Source organism: Nocardia amamiensis NBRC 102102 (assembly GCF_001612745.1).
GTDB classification, from domain to species: Bacteria; Actinomycetota; Actinomycetes; order Mycobacteriales; family Mycobacteriaceae; genus Nocardia; species Nocardia amamiensis.
This window is the reverse complement of record NZ_BDBA01000080.1, coordinates 14,465-33,595: the sequence shown is the minus strand read 5'-3', so window position 1 is coordinate 33,595 and position 19,131 is coordinate 14,465. Positions and strand designations below refer to the sequence as shown.

Below are 19,131 nucleotides of genomic sequence, written 5' to 3'. Positions count from 1 at the left end.
CATTGATCAACGGGTCGGCGCGCCCATGCGGATCGATGTAGACCGGGGTGCCATCGACGGCCCCGTTGCGCTTCGCGCGCAAAAGCAGGCCAGCGAACCCGCGAACGAGATCATCGACCGACGCCAACGGCCGACCGAAGTCGTAGAATCCCACCCCCCCGGCTGGCGGCACAACCCAAAGTCCAAGTCTCACCCTCCATCTCAGGATCAATCGAGCCATGATCAACCATGAGTACCGACACCGGTCGGGTGGGTGAGTGAACGGGCAGTTCGAACGACTGCATCACATGCCAGGAGCCACAGTGAGTTCGGCAAGGAGCGCTTTTACTCGTTTGATCGGCGCTCCTGTTGCCAGGGCGATGTCCCCCAGCGTTGTAGAGGCCAGCGCCAGGGCAGCCACCGCCTCGCGCAAGGCCGTCGTGTAGGTGTCCTCGACCGACCGCAGGTTCTCCAGCTCCGGTGTCACCGCGACGACGGTGACCTCTGCGGTCACGCCGACGTGCGCCAGCCCGCCCTCGACGCTCTCGCGCACCGCCTTCAGCGTCCGCCCGTACCCGTACACCCCGTGCTCGGGAACGTGCGCCACCCAGTCCCGACCGCGCCTGTTGGCCCAGCACTCGATGCTCTCGCTCACGTCGGCTTCTCCATGTCGGCGATTACCTGGTGCACGACCATGTCCGGGATCGGGGTGGGCAAAACCACCTTCCGCCCCCCGATCCGGCACACCATGTGCGTTTCACTGCTACTGACTGCGGTGACGGTGAGCCCCAGCCGACGGGCCGCAGCGCGGATACGCAACAGCGAGCCGCCCTCCTGCGACCCCGCGCGCAGCGCCGCGGTGACTTCCTGGGCCTGCTTCCACTCTTGCACGCTGACCACCGGCTCGTGCACGATTCTCGGCGACCACACCCACTCCGAAACCGGATTCTTCCGGGAACACCCAGGCCGGCCGGTTCGGGTCGCCCGCCGGTTATACACTTGATGGCCGGTCAGCTTCGGGTTCGCCACCAGGCCCTCCACCAAATTGTGCGTCCACCGGCCCTCGATCGGGTACCGGTCGGGCTCCGCGGCCAGGATGGCGATTATCTGCGCCGACTTCAGTTGCTCCTCCCGTCGCAGACGGCACAACTCCCGGGCCGCGTCGAACCGGCGCGAGTCGGGATGGGGAGCGAGTTTCCGCTTCGGCCGTGTCGCGCCGTATCGGCCCCTCGCCGGCGTCGGGGCGGTCTCGTCGACCACCGTGGTGTAGGGGTAGGGCGGGTACCCGTGGTTCCAGCCGTTGATGGCGTGCTGGATCTGTCCGCCCATCGACATCTCCATCAGCGTGGCCCGTAAGACTTCCGCCTCGACCTGGCTGTAGCGGCGGGTGCGTAGCTGTCCTGATTCGGTGCCGCCCGTCGGCTCGTTGGCGTAAACCACCTCCACCCCGGCCTTGCCCAGCTCGTGCTCGACGGTGAGGCTGGTCAGCATCGCGCGTGCCACGCGGTCCGAGCGCTCGGCCAGCACATGGGTCACGCCCAACTGCTCAGCCCGATCCACAAGATCTTGCAGTCCACCGTCCCTGGGAAGCGGCACAGCAAGCGCCTCATACATCTCTCGCGGTGCGAGGCTGCGTAGCTCCGGAGGGAGCATCCCGGACTCGACGTCCCAGAAGTACGCGGCGAACTCCTCAGCGGCCTCCAGTCGTTCGGAGGCGAGGACCGCCTGCCGTGGCAGCGATGAGGCGGGATTCTGATTGTCTTTGGTGGAGACACGGCCGACGAACACCGGGCGACGGAGACGCGTGTCCGTCTTCCTGAAGTTCGGCAAGTCGGTGAGGTCGATGGGCGGTTCGAATCGAAAGGTCATAGCCCTTCCTGGCTCTGCTGAAGAAGCGCTTCCAGTCGTCCCCGAATGCCGGGTGTTGTTCGTTTCGAGACCTACCTCAGCGTCCGCTGCGGCCCGACCTCCGCGGGCGCCGTGCAAGGCATTGGCGCCGGAGCGATCCAGCCGATCTGCCTCAACCCACCGATGGTGGCATCTGCACCATCTCCCGGTACCTCGTCGCCGGTATGGCCGCCCAGGGCGATCGCGGTAAACGACGCGAGCCTCACGGTGTGGTAACGGGGGACTGCCCGGTCGACCTCGTAGTTGTGCTTGTCGCCGAGGTTGTAGTCGTAGACGTGGGCGATGCTCGCTCTGGTGGTGTCGACGCTGACCGGTACGCGGACACTAGTTTGGGTGCAGGATCGGGCTCGATCATGTGGGAATCTTTGAGGTCAGTACGAAGGGTGGCTAGGGCGCGCAAGTCCTAGTCCTGGGTGCCCAGGGGCTCGGGTGAACAGGACGGCGGTAGGCAGCGGGATGTCGCAGCTGTTTCTGTCGGCGTATCTGGTGAAGTCGGTGCGTCTTCTCGCTTCTGGAAGTGCTCGTGCGCTGCGGGCTTCTGGCGGGTTCAGCCGATTCCAGCGGTACGCAGGACGAGCGCGATGTGCGGGCGTATCGCTGTCTGCGGCATGCCGAGATTGTGCGTGTGTTGGGTGGCCATGCCCACGAGCACCGACAGCAGGAACGAGATCGTGACATCGAGATCGACGCTCGAATCAGGCGGCGCGGTGGCAGTGGCGGTGGCGAGCATGTCGCGGATGGTGTCGCGTAGGTGGTTGAGCCGCTGGTTGGTTTGGGTGCGGCTGGCGGGGTCGAGGTCGGCGAGGTCCAGTTCCAGACGGATCCAGCCTGGCCGCCTCACGAGTATGGAAGCCCACGTGGCCAGAGTGGCGACGACGTGGTCGCCGTGGCATGGCTGGAAGCGCCGAATCCGTTGGATGGCGTGGCGGGCCATGGTGTCGGCGACCTCGTGGCCGATCTGTTGTTTGTGGCCGAAGTGAGCGAAGAACGTGCCCCGGGTGCATCCCGCGTGCTCGGCGATTCGGTCGATCGATGTGGCGGTGTAACCGTGGGTGAGCATCAGTTCGGTGGCCGCATGCAGAAGCCGTTGGGTCAGCTTCTGCCGTTCCGCACGCAGTGGGGGCACGGTGATGTCCGTGCTGTCGCAGCGAGTCGGGCTGGTCGCGGTCACAGCGGCTGAACTTTCTGGGCGGCAGGTCCTTTGGGTCCCTGGCCGATGGTGAACTGGACGCGCTGGCCGGTTTCGATGGTGCGGAAGCCGTCGGCGAGGATTTCGGAGTGGTGGACGAAGATGTCGCCGCCGCTGTCGCGGGCGATGAACCCGAAACCTTTGTCGGCGTTGAACCATTTCACTGTGCCATGTTCCATCCTGGGTTTCCTTGTGGTCGAGGGGTGTGGTGTTTGATGTGTGGAAAGCCGTGTGCGGGGTGTGGCGAGCGGTGTCGCCGCTGTTCGGGGTCAGTTGCCGCGTGTGGAAGGTGCGGGGGTGTGCTCGCGGTCGGTTCCGTAGTTGGTGAGCACGTCGTGGGAGGCGGCCTGGGCGCGTCGGCGGGCGAGGGTGGCGATCGCGTCGTAGATGAGGACGGCGGTGATCGAGTAGAGCAGTGTCGTGAGGACGGTGCGCAGAGTCATGGTGTCTGGGTTCCTTGTCGAGGCGGTTAGGAGGGATACGTCGGTAGAGCCCTCAGGGTGTTGGTGGGGTAAGGGGCAGCTGCTCGGCCAGCCACGAGAGTGCATCGGGGTAGTCGATGCGGATGGAGACTTCGATGACACGTCCGGCGGGGTCGCGGTGGATGCGGCCGTCCTTGGCGATGCGCACGGTTTCGGTGCCGAACTCGACGACCGGGACTGCGAGAGCGGCGGCGAGGGTGACTGGGTCGTTCATCCAACTGGATGGGCGATGTCCGAACCATTGGGTGGCGTTGGCGGCGATGAGCTCGACTTCCGGGGGTGCATCGGCGGCGGTGAGCCAGGTGTAGAGGTGCGAGTCGGGGGTAATGGCGAGGTGGTCGGTGTTGGTGTGGGTGGACAGCACGAGCCGGGGCTGGTGGGCGGCGCGCAGCACGAGCCCGAAGGAGGCGGTATCCATGCGCGGGTTGTGCGAGGCTCGGCTGGGGTTGCGGTAGAAGTCGAGCCAACCGCCCATCATGGTGAACTCGATCTGCTCGATGTGGTGCGGGCAGGTGATGAAGAACTCGGCGACGTTGCTGGCGGGGCCGCATCCGACCCAGATCAGCGGTTGCGTGGAGTTCTCACACGCGCTGGTCACGACCTCCACGACATCGGTGAGCACCGGCCGAGCGTCGGGTACCCGGCCGTGCATGACGAACCGGTCCTCGGCACCGTCGAGGGCACGGCCGGCGACGACCGGCACATCGGTACGGCCCATCTGGTCGAGTAGTTCGCGGGCGTATCGGGCGCGGTGATTGCCGTTGGTTTCGTCGTTGGTGACCACGATCAGGTTGCGCACCAATTCCGCCGCTATCCACAGAGCGAGGGCGTCATCGAGGTCGTGGCCGAGGTCAGTGTCGAACACCACGATCGGTGCCGACTCTGCGGCGAATGCGGACGGGGTCAGGAGTTCAATGGTCACGGTAAGTCCTTTGCAGATGGCCTTCCCCAGCGCCGGGGGGCTCTGTTGTGGTGGGTCAGGGGCGTGCAGGGATTGGGGTGGGCGGGCAGATGGTGGCGCCGTCGTCGCTGTCGGCGGTTACGATCCGCACGAACGCGGCACTGGTGGTCAGAACGCGTTCGCCGTGGGGTAGGTGATCGTTGTCGGGCACGACGATCAGCCAGACGTCCGGATCGCGGGTGGCGTGGCGGGTCAGCGCCGCGACGGTGCCGCCGTGGGTGGCCAGGTCGAGATGCGTTCCACCCCACAGGTAGCCCCAACGCTCGGCGCGGGCGCGCATCCACGCGCCGAGGCGGGCGAGTTTGGTATCGGGTGCCAGGTGGGCGGTGTGGATGTAACCGAGTGCGACCGGGGGTGTCGGGGTGATCGGTTTGCGGTGGGGCAAGAACGTCACAACGCTGTCCCGCCGATAGGGGTAGCGCGCGGAATGTTCGCCGGGCCGGTGACGATGCGCGCGGCGAGCCGGTTGTAGGCAGCGGCCTGCTCGATCAACGTGTTCGCGGCATCCGAACTGGTAAGGAAGTCGCGATCCGCGGTCACTTCGCTGGCCCAGTAGCGGGTATGGCGCGACAGCATCGCACCGAGTCCGTGCGGCTGGGGGCGATCGTGGGAGGAGTCCATGGCGTGGTTGCTGAGCACGTCGTGCACGTGGTGATCGATGTGGGCGATCAGCGTCTGGATATCGCGCACGAGAACGTCGGCGGCGACTCGCCATGCCGGCCTGTCTGCCTTGCGTTCGATCAGGGTCTCGATCTGGCCTAAGGCGTTGAGGTGCCGGTGGTGCGCGTGCAGCAGCCCGACGGTGGCTGTGACGATTTCCGGGTGGGCGTAGTCGGCGGGATCGAATACCGGTGTGCGCAGCGCCCGCCATACGGTGCGGGTGCTGGGAATGCTGGCATACCAGGCGAATTGGCTCATGGTGTTCCTCCGCGCGGCAGGGCCGAGAGCTGCTCGACCCGGGCGTTGTAGGCGCGTTGGGCGGCGGGCACACCGGTCACGGCGGTGTAATCGAGTGGCTGTTGTGCGTAGGACACCCACCGCGCCGCCATGGCGGACACCAGCTCCCCGAGCCCAACGCGGGCGGCAGGCAGATCGACGAGCGCGGCGAGCTTCGCGTCGATCGACCATGCGCACCATGCGATCTCGTCGTTCACCGCATCTGGGCCCGATTCGGATAGGGCCCGGCGGTGATGCGCGTCCACGATCGACGCCGACAGCATGTGCACCCAATCAGGGCTACGGTGACCCGCATGAGCCGAGCCGGACCTGGATATCCGACCGCGCACCCATGCCTTCGCTCGTCGCCGGGCGGCCGCGAAGGCTTCGCGCACAGTTGTCGGTGTGGGCTGCGCTGGCAGCCACACAGCGAAGTGCGTGATCCATTCCCCGGCCTGTGGCATCCCGGCCGGGTTCGGGAGATGCGAATCCACCGGTAGCGTCGCTCCTATTCTGATGCTCATGATTTCGGGTTGATGCCGCGCCACCCCAGGGGCAGCTCGATGCGTCGGGCATGAATGTCGGCCAGCAGATCGGCGTAGCCCTCGCGGACTTCGGCGAGGTGGAACCAGGCTTCGTGGCGGATCTGCTCGTCGCCGGTATGGCGGACGGTCCACCAGGCGTCGGCGAAGGTCTTGGCGACATGGCTGATCACCTCCCCGAGGGAATGCGTGTGCTTGCGCGCGCCTGTCGGGCGCGGCAGATGAAACACCGCCCACGAATTGACCTGCTCGACCACCTCCGCGATGAGTCTGCGCACGGCCGCGTCATCGCAGTCGGCCGAATTCCGCAGTGAATCCGGATGGCCGGGCAGTAGCGCGGCATGCAAGTCACCGAGCTCGCGCGCCCACCCGATCAACGGCGAGCCGGGTTCGATGTGACCCGAGATCGCTGCCAGCAACTGCTCCGGCGCCAACAGCGCCGCCGGACCCGACACATGATTCCCGCCAGGCTGCGATGACATCGGCACCACCCCGCCCAGCCGAATCACGCCGCTCACAACTGGCCACCCGAACACTCGGCGAACACCGCAGGCGGGCAGTTCTCGGAGGACAGCGTGCAGCGAGTGATCGTGCGACCCCGGTCGGTGAACCGTTCGGTGTGCGTACACAGCGCTGTCAGCGCCGCGACCGGGTCGTCCTCGCGCTGGCGGGCTTCGTCCAACTCGACCACAAGGACCCCGTCATCGCGCTGAATCAGGCGGATGACACCGTCCTGGCCACCCGGTCCGAACCCGAGCTCACCCGCTGCCTTGGCTGCGGCGTTGGCGTCATCGACCAACGCCACATACAACGCGTCTACCGCGTTCATCACCTGCGGCAAGCCCCGACGGGTCAGTTCCGCGACCATGTCGAACCGGGTCACCGTCGGAATCGCACCCACAGGCGATTCCACCAGCACTCGCTCGCCCCGGCGCGGCACGTCAGGCGCGGTACCCTCCGGCTGCCCAAACTCCGGGAAGCTGGTAAGGCGAGGAGCGTCCAGGAAATAGATGTGCGCCTGCAGCATTCGCGTGAGCCGCTGGATCACTGCCTTCCCTGACGGGCCGAGGCTGGTGAGATGGGTCCGAGACGGCACGAGCAGATGGCCGCCGCCATGGCCCTCGATCTCCTCCATCACGTGCCACAACAGTTGCGTTCGAGGCGACTCCGCGTCGAACACACGCGCCAGGTCGACACTCCAGGACTCAGCCACGTGCTCTAGCCGCCGCATGACTGCCGCCGCCGGATCCCGGCGATCGACTTCCTCGAGTAGCGCCCGCAACATCCGCTCGGGCGCAGTCGGTTCGATGATGACCTGGCCGGGACCAAACGAGAAGTACGTCGCGTACTCGTGCATCGCGTGGCTGACCGCTGCTCGCCTGTGGCCAGGTAACAGTTCCGCTTGTGCGTATCCGAACCACATGACAGCGACTCCTTGCTTGTCGTTGAGACCGGTCGACGGAAGCGTGGCGGTTTGCCCCACAGCTCCGGAGGGACGCTGGACTTCCGGTTCAGCGTCGATTGAGCCACGGGCGATATGAACGCCGTTGAGATGGACAAAGAGTTGGTCGGACTCGTATGGCCGATGGGAAGGTGAGGTGGTGATGCGGGGGTGAGTAGAAGACGGAGCCAGGAGGCGGCGATGGTGACCGGTCCGCCGCAGGAGTGAACACCACGGCGGACCGGAGAACCGGATTGGCCAGACCTATGTGGTCCTCTTGCGCGGATTGCTGTGCGATCGTGTACCTCGCGGCGTCGTTTGCGAGATCGTGCCCCGGGGCACTGCTTGTGCGCCTCGCGGATCATCCGGGTCATGAATTCAGCGTGGCTGTAAAGCGCTCGGCCGGGAACGTAGCAACTCGTAGCATTCAGCAAACGGTTCCGGCGTCTAGCAAACGGCGGCTGTACCGGTACCGTGGGTGCATGATCGAGCAGCCGCCGCTCACTACAGTGCAATCCGAACAGGTGGTGTACGACGGCCGACCATGGTTATCTGTTGCGCGTCATCGCATCACGACACCGGATGGGGTTGAACGCACACATCACGCCGTGCGTCTGAATCCCGTCGCTACGGTAACGGTCATCGATGAGCACGGACGCGCGCTGCTGATGTGGCGCCACCGGTGGATTGTCGACCAAATCGGATTCGAATCACCAGGCGGAATCCTCGAACCGGACGAGGACCCGGAAGCAGGTGCGCGCCGAGAGCTCTTCGAGGAAACAGGCTTCACGGCAAACAGGCTGAAATTGGTCGGCGTCCTCGAGCCGATGCCTGGCCTCGTGCAGACGCCCCACTACATCTACATCGGACAGGAACCCCAACAGGCAGGCGTACCCGCCGACCCAGAGGAGGTCGGGCACCTCGTTTGGATTCCGCTGGCTACCACCGGTGGGTTGCTAGCTACGGGCCAAATTATGGGAACCGGGACAGCAATCGGCATGCTGGCTGCGTCGGCGCTACACGGCGGTCGCCAGGTGCCGGGTTCGCCGGGACAGCAACTCGTGCCGCCGCCGGAGGCGACCCGATCCCAGAACAGCGATTCGGTCGGCGGTCACCGAGAGCAGTGATGCTGCCTCTTCCCGCCGATCGGCGCTGATCGCTGACTGCGCGAGGTCGAGCTGCTGGGCGCAGCGCGCACGGACAAAGTCCTCGGGGATCGCGCGCATGGACTCGCGTGTGATCGCTGCGGCTGCGGGATCGCCAAGCTGCGCCAGGATGTGACCGGCCCAGCGGGCAAGATGAGTGGCGTCGTGCGCGATGAATGGCAGGTCGTTGTCTTCGCCTTGTCGATCCGGTAGGAGGACTTCGGCAATAGTCAGGGCTTCGCGCGCAGCTGCCGACATTCCAGGAGAGTACGTCGTCACCTGCGCCCTGGTGGCCGACAACCAGGATCGCAGCAAAGGTGGCAACCCCGGCATACGCTCTGCGCGAGCTATCTGCCCCAACGCCGCAGATGCCCGCCCTGTCTCGGCGAGCATCACTGACTCCTCGCCGATCGTGTGGGCCAGTAGAACCACATCGTCGGCGCGGGATGCAGCGGTTCGTGCAAGGGCGTAGTGCTCAGTTGCTGCGACGAAGTCTCCGACATCGAAGTCCTGCCAGGCCGCCAGAGCCGCTGCATCTGCTTGTGCTCGCGCGATAACCGTTCGGTCGGCACCTGCGGCGTTCTGCCACATGGTCTCGAGTGCCGTGACGTGAGCGGCTGTTTGCAGCCGAGCCGCGGGTGCGCCGAAGCGGCGGTCCAAGAGTCGGAGACTGTTGGTGTGGTTCTCCAGGACCCCGAACAAACTGTCGGTCTCCGGAGTGCCCATAGGACGCGATGGCAGCTCTAGTACTTGCCTGAGCAGGCGACTGTGCACGGTATCCGGCTTGGTGTGGCCGTTCTCCCAACGCGACAAAGCCACACGCAGACTCTCAGGGGTCATCAGGCTGATTGCTTGCTGGGCAGCCTGAGTCCGCATGGCGCCCAGTAGTTGAGCCTGTGACCAGCCTCGTTCTGTCCGGGCGCTCTTGATCTCCCTGCCGTCGATGGTCACCGCGCCTCTTTCGTCGGACCGTCGGTTTGCAGACCCGCTGCGGCGATGCCCTCGCCTCGATAAACATAACCTGATAATCAGAATTAGGGAACCGAATCGAGATCATTGACAGAACAGCTACGGTAGGAGCCATGGCGACGAGGACTGCGCGGGGACTGCTGCTCGGGCGCGAGATCAACTACATGATTCGTGCCTCCGGCAAGAGTCAGGCCGAAGCCGGGCGGATCATCGAAGTCGGACAGTCCCGCATCAACAGCCTGATCGCCGGAACGGGCAGGATTTCGGCTGGCGACCTTCAAGTGCTGGCCAGAGGGCTAGGGTTCACCGACGAGCTATATATCCAGCGCTTGCTGGAGTTGCGGCGTGACAAGCATCAACGCGGGTTCTGGACCAGTGGGCATCGGCGTGTGTACTTCGAGGAACTGCGGTTGCTGGTCGACCTCGAGGAACAAGCCAACCGGCTGCGCGTCGCCGAGTCCGAGATCATCCCCGGATTGCTGCAGAGCGAGTCTTACATTCGCGCCTTGCACGCGCACATGTCCGACGACGTCACTGGGGTTACGGTCGAGGACTGGGTACAGGCGAGGCTGGCGCGTCAGGAGAACCTCTTCAAGCCCGGCGCCCCAGAGTTCCACGCGGTGCTGTCCGAGTCGTGCTTACGTCGCCGATACGGCGACGCCAAAGGGCAGGTCATGCTCGACCAGCTCGCGCACCTAGCAGAGATTTCCCAGCGACCCAACATCCTGATCCAGGTACTGCCGTTCAATACCCCGGTGCCCGGCGGCGGTATGGAGGATCGCTACACCCTCATTCGTGTCCCCTCACCAGGCGCTGCAGGCGATCTGGAACTCGCCGTTGTCGAAGCACTCGGCGAGATCCGCTACATCGTCGACAAGCCACCCGTCGGGACGCGCGAGACCCTGTTCGCCCGGCTCAGTGCCGCCGCGCTGAGTACCCAGGACTCTCGTGAGTTCATCAACCACATCTCTCGGACTATCCAACTCAGAATTTCGTAACACGATCCATTAGAGGGACTCCGATGGCCACGAACGACTTTCAGGGCAGGGAGGTCGACGCGGGCAAACCCACGTCCGCGCGCCTGTACCACTACTACCTCACAGGGGAGCCGATCTACCACAGCGACCAAGTCTTCGCCGAGAAGGTCTATGACGAACTGCCCTTCCTGCACACCTGGGCCCTCCACAACCGGGCTTTCCTCGGCCGCGCCGTGCGTTTCATGGTGTCGCAGGGCATCCGCCAGTTCCTCGATATCGGCTCCGGACTGCCGACAGGAGGCAATACCCACGAGATCGCGCGAGCGATCGCCCCCGACGCTCGCGTCGTCTATGTAGATAAGGATCTCGACGCGGTCGCACGCGCTCACCAACTGCTCCGAACAGAAGGTTCCTTGGACAAAACGGCGATCATCGAGGGCGACCTGCACGAACCGGTGCACATCCTCGAGCATCCCAACGCGCAGCGACTCCTCACCTCAGACGAGCCCGTCGGCTTGCTGATCGTGTCCGTGCTTCCGTTCATCCCCGACGACAGCAACCCGCATCGACTCGTGGCACAGCTTCGCGATCGCCTGCCAGTTGGCAGCCACTTCGCCAGCACCCATGTCTCGCTCGAGGATGCCGACGTGCACACCCAGCAGCAAGTAGCCGCAGCGGCGTCCCTATATCAGGCCACCGCTGACCCCGTTCAATTGCGCGACCGCGCAAGCTTCACCAGGTTCTTCGACGGCTTCACTCTGTACGAACCGCCGGGAATCACCTACGCCACCGATTGGCTGCCGGATGTACCGGTGGACCTCGACGAGCCAGCGCGTCGGTGTAACTTCGCAGCTGTCGGCCGAAAGCCGTAAGCCCAGGGATCCCGCTCAGACGGGAACCCAGGCAGACCGACCTGCAATGTGAGAAAGGAATGATGACCATGCCGACCTTCACTCCCGGCGACTGCATCAAGGCAGCACGAAGCTCAGCTGGCCAAAACTGCGTCCGAGTGGGCCGGAAGAACGGCTGGACGGTCATCTGGGACGACAAACTGGCTACGACAGCGACTGCGCAAGACCAGTCGCTTCCCTCCGACCAGATCTTGACATTCACTGATGAGCAGTTCGATGGATTCCAAGCGGCGCTGCGAGCGGGGAACCTGGAGAACCAGTGCCTAGTCATCAGGCCGAATAGCCATGGCGGATATATCTTCACGGCCGCCAGCCGAGTGGTGCAGGCTGTGGAAGGCGTGGCGCTCTACTTCGACAACGATGAGTTCGATGCGTTCGTGGACGGCGTTTGCCGCCGCGAATTCGACCTCGATCGATTCCTTACCGCAGCCTGACTGACTGACCTCCCGCGAGCTGCGACATGCGTCGCCTGGTGATTGTGGTGTGCTCGGATGGGGTTTACCAGCCACCACCGCCGTAGTGGTCAGATCAGATCGTCGGCGGTATGGCTGGTCGAATCGCTGCGCTGCCTCAGTCGGCCGACGTCGGGTAGTCGAGGCCACGCTGGCGAGCAGGACTTGCAGCCGTGATCTGCTGCCGTATTCTGTTCCCGTCTGTGAGATCTGTTGCCGTACTGATCCTCGATGCGGAATCAGTCGGGGTGGCTCCATTCTGGTTGCTCATGGGGCCCGCCACCATACCTATCGCCGAGATTGACGCCGGCATCTCGGCCCCAAACTCGGGACCATTCAGACGGATGAGGAGGAGCGTGAACACGCAGCAACTGACTCAGAGAGACGGCGGTATGGATTGGGTGGGGTTGGCTGCCGAATTGGATGCGGTGTCACGGCGATACACGAATCGGCACGGGTTTCTCCGGACCGGCGAATGGCTGACACTGAAGGTTGCCGAGGAAGCGGGCGAGTTGGTGCAGTGGTTCCTGGCCGCGTCCGGGCAAGGTCGCCCGCGCGGCAAATCACCCGCCGAGCTCGAGGATGCGGTCGATGACGAGATCGCGGACGTGATCTGTCATGCCCTGCTGTTGGCGCACCACCGCGGCACCGATGTCCAGGCAGTGATCGACCGAAAATGGCTGCATCGCAAGGACAATTATCCAGAAGCACCAGTAGTGACGATGCTGGGCGAGGATCCCGACCTTCCACGCGCCGAGGTGGGGGAGCCGGTGCGGATTGTAGAACGCGTGCCGACCGTGGTCGAGTACCGAGCGCTGCGGGCCTCGGTCGGCTGGAAGGCCCCGGCAGCCACCGAGTGCGAGTCCGCGTTGGCCGCGTCGCTGTACAGTGTGGTAGCCGAGATCGGCGGGTCGGCGGTCGGGATGGCCAGGGTAATCGGCGATGGCATGTATGCGGTCGTTGTGGATGTTGTCGTCTCCGATGGCTATCAGCGGTGCGGGATCGGCGGATCGATGATGGATTCGATTGTCGGCTGGGCGACTCGGAGCCGGGTTGCGCACATTGGTCTGGTCGCCGACGATGCGGTGGCCGGGTTCTACGACCGATGGCCGATGCGCGCCACCGGGCAGTTCTTGCGGCTGGATGGCGTTGAGGGGAACTGAACGTGCCCGGCATCGATCAGTAGCCGAACATGAGTGTTCTCGCGCCAGTGGCGAGAACCGTTCTACCGCAGTGCCCGCGGCAGTTCGACGGACACGGATGTGTGCTGTGTGGTTTCCGGCGCCGCGGGAGAGCGCGAGCGGCGCGCATGGTTGCGTCGATGTCCGATTCCATTGTGTTGGACAAGGACGCCTTCGCGTCCGTGACGTTAGGAGTCGAGCCTTTGAGTGTCTATATTGGCGAATCGCGGCAGATACACGATGGCATCACAACGCCCACCAAAGAAGTGGCGGCACTGGTAGTTCCAGGTCGTGCGGTGGCGTCGGTACTGACACAGGTCGCTGACGAGTCGGCGGCGGTAGTTGCCGGCGCGCCACGTAGCTACGGCGACCGACCGGACAGGGGTAGCACTGATGTGCACGTTGTGCGATGACAAGCATTGCCTGACGCGGTTCTATGCGATACCGCGTCCGAAAGAGTCGAGAATTCTCGGGACCTGGCAAGACGACGAATGTGATGCGCCGACGTTGTCCGATTATCTCGAGGACGCGAAACCGGCCGGTGTCGAGGCACGTGAACTCGACGATGCGGCATGGTTCGTGGGTTTCGACAGATTGAAAACCGATCCGCCGCCGCAGATCCGATGGCGTATCGCCGGGCCGCTGGAGTTTCCCGAATACTGCTTCGGTGATAGTCCCGGTGTCGTGGTGGGGCCGATCCGCACGGCATGGGAGCTGGCGGCGTTCGCGGAGCGATTGATGACCGGCCACGAACACGACGACGGCGGCACCATCGCCGAGTGCCTGACGGGTGCGGTGCCGTTGCGGCAGGAACAACACTGCTGGTTCCTACCGAACTTGCGGGTAGTGGGGCCGTGGCAGGAACGGGTCACTGATGATGGCGTGGTGTACCGGGTGTGTGAATATCTTCCGACGCCACCACCTCCCCGGCTGTAATCGCCCATGTCCGTCGGAGGCGACCACCTGGGGATTGCACCCGGCGTGACCGAATTCCTCACCGCGTTGGCGCCTGTTATCTGCGACGCAACGGCGGCACCATCGACGGGCGAACCACCGGTGTGCAGCCCCGTTCCGGTCACCGCCGTTCCGACATCAGAGGTGCGGTCGTTTGCAAAGACCGCAACCCGGGTAGGTCACGATGTCAGACTCGATCACTGGAAGCCCATGGCACTGCATGGTGTTTGAAGCTCTGATGTACCGGCACGAGGCTGCAAGGGTCGTCGAGCCAGCATCATTGTGATGCCGATGTCGTCGTCGAGCGCGGCCATTGTGAAACCGCAGGTGGGGCAGAACCCGCGCTTGGGTGGTCGGGAACATCTTGTACCACTGCGGTCCGCCTCCCGGGCCGGTCCAAGCGAACGTGTCACCAGGGAATCCGACCCAGGCCATGACCGGGCCGCCCAGGCGCTGGCAGTGAGGGCAGGAGCCCAAGTGGGCCAAACCTGCCTTCGCGTAAGCCTGGAAGCGGATGGGATGGCTGCGGGCGCCGCTTCCTCGGACGTGGGCCCCACGCGGCAACTACCTCGATTTCGCAGTGCCGGAATTCGGGACTGCACCGACGGAGCCGGACACCTGGCTTCCCCAGATCGCACCACCACGACATCGCGACATTCCTCGATGACCGGGCTCGGTTGCTCGATGCCATTGCCGGATAGCCGCCGGACGAACGGTTGAACACCGGAGTGCTGACCGCTGCATCGGTCACCGAATGGCCCGCTCGAATGAGACTACTACCTCCCGCAGTTCGAGGCCCACGACGTGGTAGCCGACGCCCGGTGCGCGCGTGAGATGGCGCGGGCCGTCGGGGCTCGATAGCCGACAGCACGAACGTCCACCGTCGTTCCTCACCGCCCAGCATCCTGGCTGGAGTCGAATGACATTCTGGTTCACCAGGCTTTGGTTCGCCGACCGGGCGACGGCCAGCTATGGCCCGAAAACCGGATCGTGGGGGTGTGCAACAACCCCGCGTTGTGCGGCCGTTACGGCCATCCGAGTCGTCGGCGCAGCCATTCTCGTGACACGTGCGCCGAGTGTGCTTGGTGGTGGCGGAGTTTCGGTGACCGTGGGGGTGCGGGCATTCGGCTGTTGCGCCCAGTAGCCGGCCAGCGCAGTGAGGAAGGCATCGACGGCGACCGGATCGGTTGCGCGGGTGACCGGGTGCGTGGTGAGAATCGGGTCGGGGTCGATTCCGCTGGCAGCTATCGATGGCGCCAGCGAGACGAGTTGGATCCAGGCGGCGCCGAGGCACGGCCATGCCCAGTCGATCACCGCGACGGTGCCGTCGGGGCGCAGGAGCATGTTGTCCGGCCGCAGGTCGGTGTGCAGCAGGGTTGCACCGTCAGCGTGTTCGGGCCAATTCGATTCCAGCGCGGCGAGCCGGTCGATATTGCGCAGCGACCAGCTGTCGAGGTCGGCAGGTGGCCCGTGCTCGGCGAACTGCCGCCAGCCATTCAGCTTCGGCCCGTAGCTGTCGGCAATAGTGGGCACCTCGGGGAGGGGACTGGGCGTCAGCGCGTTCGCCAACTGTTCGACGGTGGCGAGCACCGCGTTCAGCTCGCCCGGCTGATCGAGGCGGGGATGACGGCCGTCGACATCGTCGAAAACCACGGCGAACCACCCGGCGATGTCGATCGTGAACTGGACCAACGGTGTCGGCACTGTACGGGGTAACCGCGCTGCGGTCCGCGCCTCGGTCTGGTACATCCCGCACAGAGCGTCGTCACGGTTGATCACCTTCACGAAAACCCTGCGGCCATCGGCCAACAGCGGCCGCGCGGCCGTGCCGTGGCTGAACCCACCCGGCTGCGTGACCGCCGACCGGACCCGGGAACCGAGGCGGCGCTCGATCCCGGCACATACCGGCTGCGGCAACTCATGCCATTCGATCCGCGTCGCGGTGCCTGCGTTGTCGGCCATGGCACCATCGTGGGATTCGGGCGCCGGTGATCGCCAGTCATTATTTGAGGCAGGTGTGATGATCGTGTGCGTGGCAGGCCTCGTCGACGACCCCGACGGTGTCCGCTGGGAAGTCGCGTACATTCCGACGCCGACCTGTTATGTCCGTGCAGGGCGGTCGGCGATGACCGGTCACCCGTTCTTGCTTCGGCGGGTGCGGATTTCGCGTAGGAAGGGGTGCTATGGCCTCGGGATTCGATAGACATTTGGATGCGTTCCGTAGCTACCAGGCCACCCCGTGGGGTCGGCTCCGGTATGAGCAGGTGTACGCCATCCTTGTCCGCCATCTGCCGGCTCGGCCGCTGACGGTGCTGGACGTGGGCGGAGGTAATGGACTCGACGCTGTGCGCTTGGCGGCGCTGGGTCATCACGTGACCATCGTGGATACCTCGCCGGCGTCGCTGGCTGAGGCTGTGGGCTTGGCCGAGGCACAGGGCTTCGGAGACCTGATCGACACCCGGTTGGCGGACTTATCCGACATATCCACTGTCGCGGCGCGTGGCTCGATTGATGTGGTGCTGTGCCACAACGTGATTCAGTATGTCTCTGATCGAGGTGCCGTCTTCGGGGCCATGGTGTCGGTGCTGCGCACCGGCGGGCTGCTGTCGGTGCTGGCGCCGAACCCGTTCAGCGATCAGTGGCGGAGCCGGTCGCAGTGACCGAGGTCGGCGGCCGTCGCGTGGCGATGGACCTGGCCGCCTACGAACAGCGGGTGCGTTCGGAGGGCTGCTTCGTGTGCGCCTTTCTGGAAGGCAGGCCCGGCTACGAGCATCACATGGTCTATGACGATGGTGAGCACGTCGCGTTTTTGAACAAGTACCCGACCTTGTTCGGCTACGTTCTTGTGGTGCCGCGGCGCCACGTCGAAGATGTGGTTGCCGACCTGACCCCGCAACAGTACCTTCGACTGCAATCGGCCGTGCACAAAGTGGCACGCGCGGTTGCCGCGGTGACCAGTCCCGAGCGGACCTACTTGATGTCGCTTGGCTCTATGCAGGGCAATGCCCATGTTCACTGGCACGTCGCTCCGCTTCCGGCCAACACGCCTTACGGCCGTCAGCAGCTGCACGCGCTCGATCCGGTCCACGGCATCCTCGACTACACCGAGACCGAAATGGCCGACCTCGCGGCGCGTATTCGTTCGTCGCTGTCGGCCGAGCCTGCGGGCCGGTTGGTGGTCCTTCGCGGCAGCTCCGGCGCCGGCAAGACGACTGTGGCCAGGACATTGCAGCGGCGGTTCGACCGAGCGCGGTGTGTGGTGATTTCGCAGGATGTCGTGCGCCGAGAGTTCCTGCGCGAGAGCGATGTTCCCGACGGACTCAATATCGAGTTGATCGGCGAGATCGCCTCGTTGTGCCTGGCTCGTGGGCTGGTTGTCGTGCTGGAGGGGATCTTCTCTCCGCGCCGTTACGGCGACATGCTGGACCGATTGAGATCCCATGCAGCCGTGTCGCGGTTCTACGCTTTCGACTTGTCGTTCGAAGAGACGTTGCGGCGGCACGCGACCCGCGCCAAGTCGTCGTCGTTCGGTCGCGACGAGATGCGGGACTGGTACAGCGGCTGGGATCGGCTGCACTTCGTCGACGAGGTCCGCCTGGACGCTACCCAAGCCTGCGCCGACATCGTCGAGATGATCTTCGCCGACATCACCGCGTCAACCACACCAGCAGCCGGGGCCGGCCCCGACCGATTCCAGGCCGATGAGTGGCCCGCTGCCACGGTGGACGATCAGGATGGTCCCGTCGAATCGTCTCGAACGCTGGTGGTGCGGTGCTGGGGAACCAGCCACACCGAGCACCTCGTGGGTGAGTCACACCGCTTGGTCGACGTCACCGACCTTCCGGCGCCGGGCACGATGGTAACGGTCGACCGATGGCGAAACGGCGGGTTCATCGAGCGGCTGAGCACCAGCTTGACCGCACGGCTTCCCGATGTCGCCATGGTCTTCCACAATCACGGCCGCGGCGGCGCCACTTCACGCGACCTGCTGGAAGCCATTGAGACCGGCAACGTCGACCAAGACATCGCCGTGTTCGAGTGCGGTACCAACGACGTACTGCGAGGTCACCAGGCCCGCGTCGCCGACAGTGTCGGCCTGCAGGAGTTCACGCGCAACTATCGAGCCGCGCTGGGCCAGCTCACCGCCCGCTCCCGGACTGTTGTCTGTCTGGCCTCGCCACCGGTCGCCGCGCATATCGGCCCGCGGGCAGCGGCAATCAACCGCGACCTGTGCGCTTACAACCTCGCTGCCCGTGACGTGGCGGGAGACGCCGGAGCTGTGTTCGTAGACTGCTGGGGCAAGTTCGTCACAACGGCCGCACTGCTGCGTGAGCGCTCCGATAACTGGTCAGCCGCGCACAGTCCGTGGATGGCAGACGGCCTGCACCTGTCGCCCGTCGGGGACGAGGTTGTCGCACGCAGCCTCGAGGCCGCCTTGGTCGACCAACACGTGATCCGCCGACTGCTTGCGCCGACGAAACCGAGCCGACAACGCCACAACACCGACGTGATGCTCCGCCACGGCCGCGTCGAGGACATCCCCGCCTGCGTCCACTTGCACGTCGATGTCGCCGCCGAAGGCAAATGGATCGGACCGGAACTCCCGATCGATGAAGACGACGTCGCAGCCCGTCTGCGCAACCTCGTCTCCACCACCGCAGGGCTGCTCGTTGCCGAGCATTCATCGGCCGGGATCGTGGCCACGGCCACCGCGGCTTTCATGACGCCCGATGTTGCGTCGATCACCATGATGGTCGCCTCCAGCCACAGAGGTGAAGGTATCGGGACCGCATTACTGGAGCGGCTGATTGACTGGTGCGAAAACAACAACGCGCACAAGGTCACCTTGCAGGTCTGGCCGCACAACCTTCCCGCGATCGGTCTGTACTATCGCGCGGGATTCGAGGTCGAAGGCACGCTGCGAGCACACTACCGACGCCGCAACGGTGAACTCTGGGACTCGATCATCATGAGCCGCTTGCTGCCCCGCCGCGACGGCGATGACTCCGCTCGTGCATAGGTCGACGCCGCGGACGCGGTCGCGGCGCGCCGGGGCGGTGGCGGGGTCAACGGCACTGGTTGATCCGGCATCGTGCCCCTTCGA

General features: G+C 64.9%; 21 protein-coding genes and 1 pseudogene. 8 read left to right on the top strand and 14 right to left on the bottom strand.

Going from position 1 to position 19,131, the window contains the following annotated elements:
* Positions 1-283 precede the first annotated feature (283 nt).
* The 12 genes and pseudogenes from NA4_RS16710 to NA4_RS16665 all read right to left on the bottom strand — a co-directional run bounded on the left by NA4_RS16710 (position 284) and on the right by NA4_RS16665 (position 7,420).
* On the bottom strand, positions 284-634 hold the full coding sequence (locus tag NA4_RS16710) for a hypothetical protein (RefSeq protein WP_067470559.1): 351 nt from the start codon (positions 632-634) through the stop codon (positions 284-286).
* Positions 631-1,848, bottom strand: a complete 1,218-nt coding sequence (locus tag NA4_RS16705) for a recombinase family protein (protein ID WP_067470558.1) — start codon at positions 1,846-1,848, stop codon at positions 631-633. Before NA4_RS16705 ends, NA4_RS16710 begins: the two co-directional genes overlap by 4 nt.
* 71 nt (positions 1,849-1,919) lie before the next feature.
* A pseudogene (locus NA4_RS40440) lies at positions 1,920-2,186 on the bottom strand (hypothetical protein); the annotation flags it as partial.
* A 248-nt stretch (positions 2,187-2,434) separates the two neighbouring features.
* A complete protein-coding gene (locus NA4_RS16700) occupies positions 2,435-3,058 on the bottom strand; it encodes a TetR/AcrR family transcriptional regulator (RefSeq protein ID WP_067470557.1) in 624 nt (207 codons plus the stop codon).
* The gene (locus tag NA4_RS16695; RefSeq protein WP_067470556.1) at positions 3,055-3,255 is read right to left on the bottom strand and encodes a cold-shock protein; all 201 of its coding nucleotides are present in this window, start codon (positions 3,253-3,255) and stop codon (positions 3,055-3,057) included. Before NA4_RS16695 ends, NA4_RS16700 begins: the two co-directional genes overlap by 4 nt.
* Before the next feature lie 90 nt (positions 3,256-3,345).
* Positions 3,346-3,519 (bottom strand): hypothetical protein, encoded by a 174-nt coding sequence (locus NA4_RS40435; RefSeq protein ID WP_157129072.1) that lies wholly within the window; start codon positions 3,517-3,519, stop codon positions 3,346-3,348.
* Positions 3,520-3,571: 52 nt separating this feature from the next.
* Complete coding sequence (locus tag NA4_RS16690) at positions 3,572-4,480, bottom strand: nucleoside hydrolase (RefSeq protein ID WP_067470555.1); 909 nt, start codon at positions 4,478-4,480, stop codon at positions 3,572-3,574.
* A 55-nt stretch (positions 4,481-4,535) separates the two neighbouring features.
* On the bottom strand, positions 4,536-4,913 hold the full coding sequence (locus NA4_RS16685; protein WP_067470554.1) for a hypothetical protein: 378 nt from the start codon (positions 4,911-4,913) through the stop codon (positions 4,536-4,538).
* Positions 4,910-5,437, bottom strand: a complete 528-nt coding sequence (locus NA4_RS16680) for a hypothetical protein (RefSeq protein ID WP_067470553.1) — start codon at positions 5,435-5,437, stop codon at positions 4,910-4,912. Before NA4_RS16680 ends, NA4_RS16685 begins: the two co-directional genes overlap by 4 nt.
* Positions 5,434-5,949, bottom strand: coding sequence for a hypothetical protein (locus tag NA4_RS40430; RefSeq protein WP_157129071.1), 516 nt, complete (start codon positions 5,947-5,949; stop codon positions 5,434-5,436). Before NA4_RS40430 ends, NA4_RS16680 begins: the two co-directional genes overlap by 4 nt.
* 26 nt (positions 5,950-5,975) lie before the next feature.
* Positions 5,976-6,479: a hypothetical protein gene (locus NA4_RS16670; protein WP_157129070.1), complete on the bottom strand. Its 504-nt coding sequence runs from the start codon at positions 6,477-6,479 to the stop codon at positions 5,976-5,978.
* A 32-nt stretch (positions 6,480-6,511) separates the two neighbouring features.
* On the bottom strand, positions 6,512-7,420 hold the full coding sequence (locus NA4_RS16665) for a hypothetical protein (RefSeq protein ID WP_157129069.1): 909 nt from the start codon (positions 7,418-7,420) through the stop codon (positions 6,512-6,514).
* A gap of 284 nt (positions 7,421-7,704) precedes the next feature.
* Here NA4_RS16665 and NA4_RS43680 point away from each other — a divergent pair, with 284 nt between their 5' ends.
* The gene (locus tag NA4_RS43680; RefSeq protein WP_084497160.1) at positions 7,705-8,565 is read left to right on the top strand and encodes an NUDIX hydrolase; all 861 of its coding nucleotides are present in this window, start codon (positions 7,705-7,707) and stop codon (positions 8,563-8,565) included.
* Here NA4_RS43680 and NA4_RS41410 read toward each other — a convergent pair.
* Positions 8,455-9,534, bottom strand: coding sequence for a helix-turn-helix domain-containing protein (locus NA4_RS41410; RefSeq protein WP_067470548.1), 1,080 nt, complete (start codon positions 9,532-9,534; stop codon positions 8,455-8,457). The genes NA4_RS43680 and NA4_RS41410 overlap by 111 nt on opposite strands.
* A gap of 131 nt (positions 9,535-9,665) precedes the next feature.
* Between NA4_RS41410 and NA4_RS16650 the strand changes: the two genes are divergently transcribed.
* From NA4_RS16650 to NA4_RS16630, 5 genes are all read left to right on the top strand, one after another.
* On the top strand, positions 9,666-10,550 hold the full coding sequence (locus tag NA4_RS16650; protein WP_067470547.1) for a helix-turn-helix domain-containing protein: 885 nt from the start codon (positions 9,666-9,668) through the stop codon (positions 10,548-10,550).
* A gap of 23 nt (positions 10,551-10,573) precedes the next feature.
* Positions 10,574-11,401 (top strand): SAM-dependent methyltransferase, encoded by an 828-nt coding sequence (locus NA4_RS16645; protein ID WP_067470546.1) that lies wholly within the window; start codon positions 10,574-10,576, stop codon positions 11,399-11,401.
* Positions 11,402-11,469: 68 nt separating this feature from the next.
* Positions 11,470-11,874: a hypothetical protein gene (locus NA4_RS16640; protein WP_169811054.1), complete on the top strand. Its 405-nt coding sequence runs from the start codon at positions 11,470-11,472 to the stop codon at positions 11,872-11,874.
* Positions 11,875-12,161: 287 nt separating this feature from the next.
* Positions 12,162-13,055 (top strand): GNAT family N-acetyltransferase, encoded by an 894-nt coding sequence (locus NA4_RS16635; protein ID WP_157129066.1) that lies wholly within the window; start codon positions 12,162-12,164, stop codon positions 13,053-13,055.
* A gap of 525 nt (positions 13,056-13,580) precedes the next feature.
* On the top strand, positions 13,581-14,009 hold the full coding sequence (locus NA4_RS16630) for a hypothetical protein (protein ID WP_157129065.1): 429 nt from the start codon (positions 13,581-13,583) through the stop codon (positions 14,007-14,009).
* Positions 14,010-14,996: 987 nt separating this feature from the next.
* Here NA4_RS16630 and NA4_RS16625 read toward each other — a convergent pair.
* On the bottom strand, positions 14,997-15,989 hold the full coding sequence (locus tag NA4_RS16625; RefSeq protein ID WP_169811053.1) for a phosphotransferase family protein: 993 nt from the start codon (positions 15,987-15,989) through the stop codon (positions 14,997-14,999).
* 221 nt (positions 15,990-16,210) lie between these two features.
* On the opposite strand from NA4_RS16625, the gene NA4_RS43260 reads away from it, so the two are divergent.
* Together NA4_RS43260 and NA4_RS16615 are read left to right on the top strand one after the other, a co-directional pair.
* Positions 16,211-16,687 (top strand): class I SAM-dependent methyltransferase, encoded by a 477-nt coding sequence (locus NA4_RS43260; RefSeq protein WP_084497158.1) that lies wholly within the window; start codon positions 16,211-16,213, stop codon positions 16,685-16,687.
* Positions 16,684-19,047, top strand: a complete 2,364-nt coding sequence (locus NA4_RS16615) for a GNAT family N-acetyltransferase (protein ID WP_157129064.1) — start codon at positions 16,684-16,686, stop codon at positions 19,045-19,047. Before NA4_RS43260 ends, NA4_RS16615 begins: the two co-directional genes overlap by 4 nt.
* Positions 19,048-19,131 lie beyond the last annotated feature (84 nt).

What these genes read in the sequence shown, in the direction of transcription:
- NA4_RS16705 (WP_067470558.1), bottom strand. Translation starts at nt 1,848, where the DNA reads ATGACCTTTCGATTCGAACCGCCCATCGACCTCACCGACTTGCCGAAC.
- NA4_RS16695 (WP_067470556.1), bottom strand. Translation starts at nt 3,255, where the DNA reads ATGGAACATGGCACAGTGAAATGGTTCAACGCCGACAAAGGTTTCGGG.
- NA4_RS40435 (WP_157129072.1), bottom strand. Translation starts at nt 3,519, where the DNA reads ATGACTCTGCGCACCGTCCTCACGACACTGCTCTACTCGATCACCGCC.
- NA4_RS16680 (WP_067470553.1), bottom strand. Translation starts at nt 5,437, where the DNA reads ATGAGCCAATTCGCCTGGTATGCCAGCATTCCCAGCACCCGCACCGTA.
- NA4_RS16670 (WP_157129070.1), bottom strand. Translation starts at nt 6,479, where the DNA reads ATGTCATCGCAGCCTGGCGGGAATCATGTGTCGGGTCCGGCGGCGCTG.
- NA4_RS16665 (WP_157129069.1), bottom strand. Translation starts at nt 7,420, where the DNA reads ATGTGGTTCGGATACGCACAAGCGGAACTGTTACCTGGCCACAGGCGA.
- NA4_RS43680 (WP_084497160.1), top strand. Translation starts at nt 7,705, where the DNA reads ATGTGGTCCTCTTGCGCGGATTGCTGTGCGATCGTGTACCTCGCGGCG.
- NA4_RS16650 (WP_067470547.1), top strand. Translation starts at nt 9,666, where the DNA reads ATGGCGACGAGGACTGCGCGGGGACTGCTGCTCGGGCGCGAGATCAAC.
- NA4_RS16645 (WP_067470546.1), top strand. Translation starts at nt 10,574, where the DNA reads ATGGCCACGAACGACTTTCAGGGCAGGGAGGTCGACGCGGGCAAACCC.
- NA4_RS16640 (WP_169811054.1), top strand. Translation starts at nt 11,470, where the DNA reads ATGCCGACCTTCACTCCCGGCGACTGCATCAAGGCAGCACGAAGCTCA.
- NA4_RS16635 (WP_157129066.1), top strand. Translation starts at nt 12,162, where the DNA reads ATGGGGCCCGCCACCATACCTATCGCCGAGATTGACGCCGGCATCTCG.
- NA4_RS16625 (WP_169811053.1), bottom strand. Translation starts at nt 15,989, where the DNA reads ATGGCCGACAACGCAGGCACCGCGACGCGGATCGAATGGCATGAGTTG.
- NA4_RS43260 (WP_084497158.1), top strand. Translation starts at nt 16,211, where the DNA reads ATGGCCTCGGGATTCGATAGACATTTGGATGCGTTCCGTAGCTACCAG.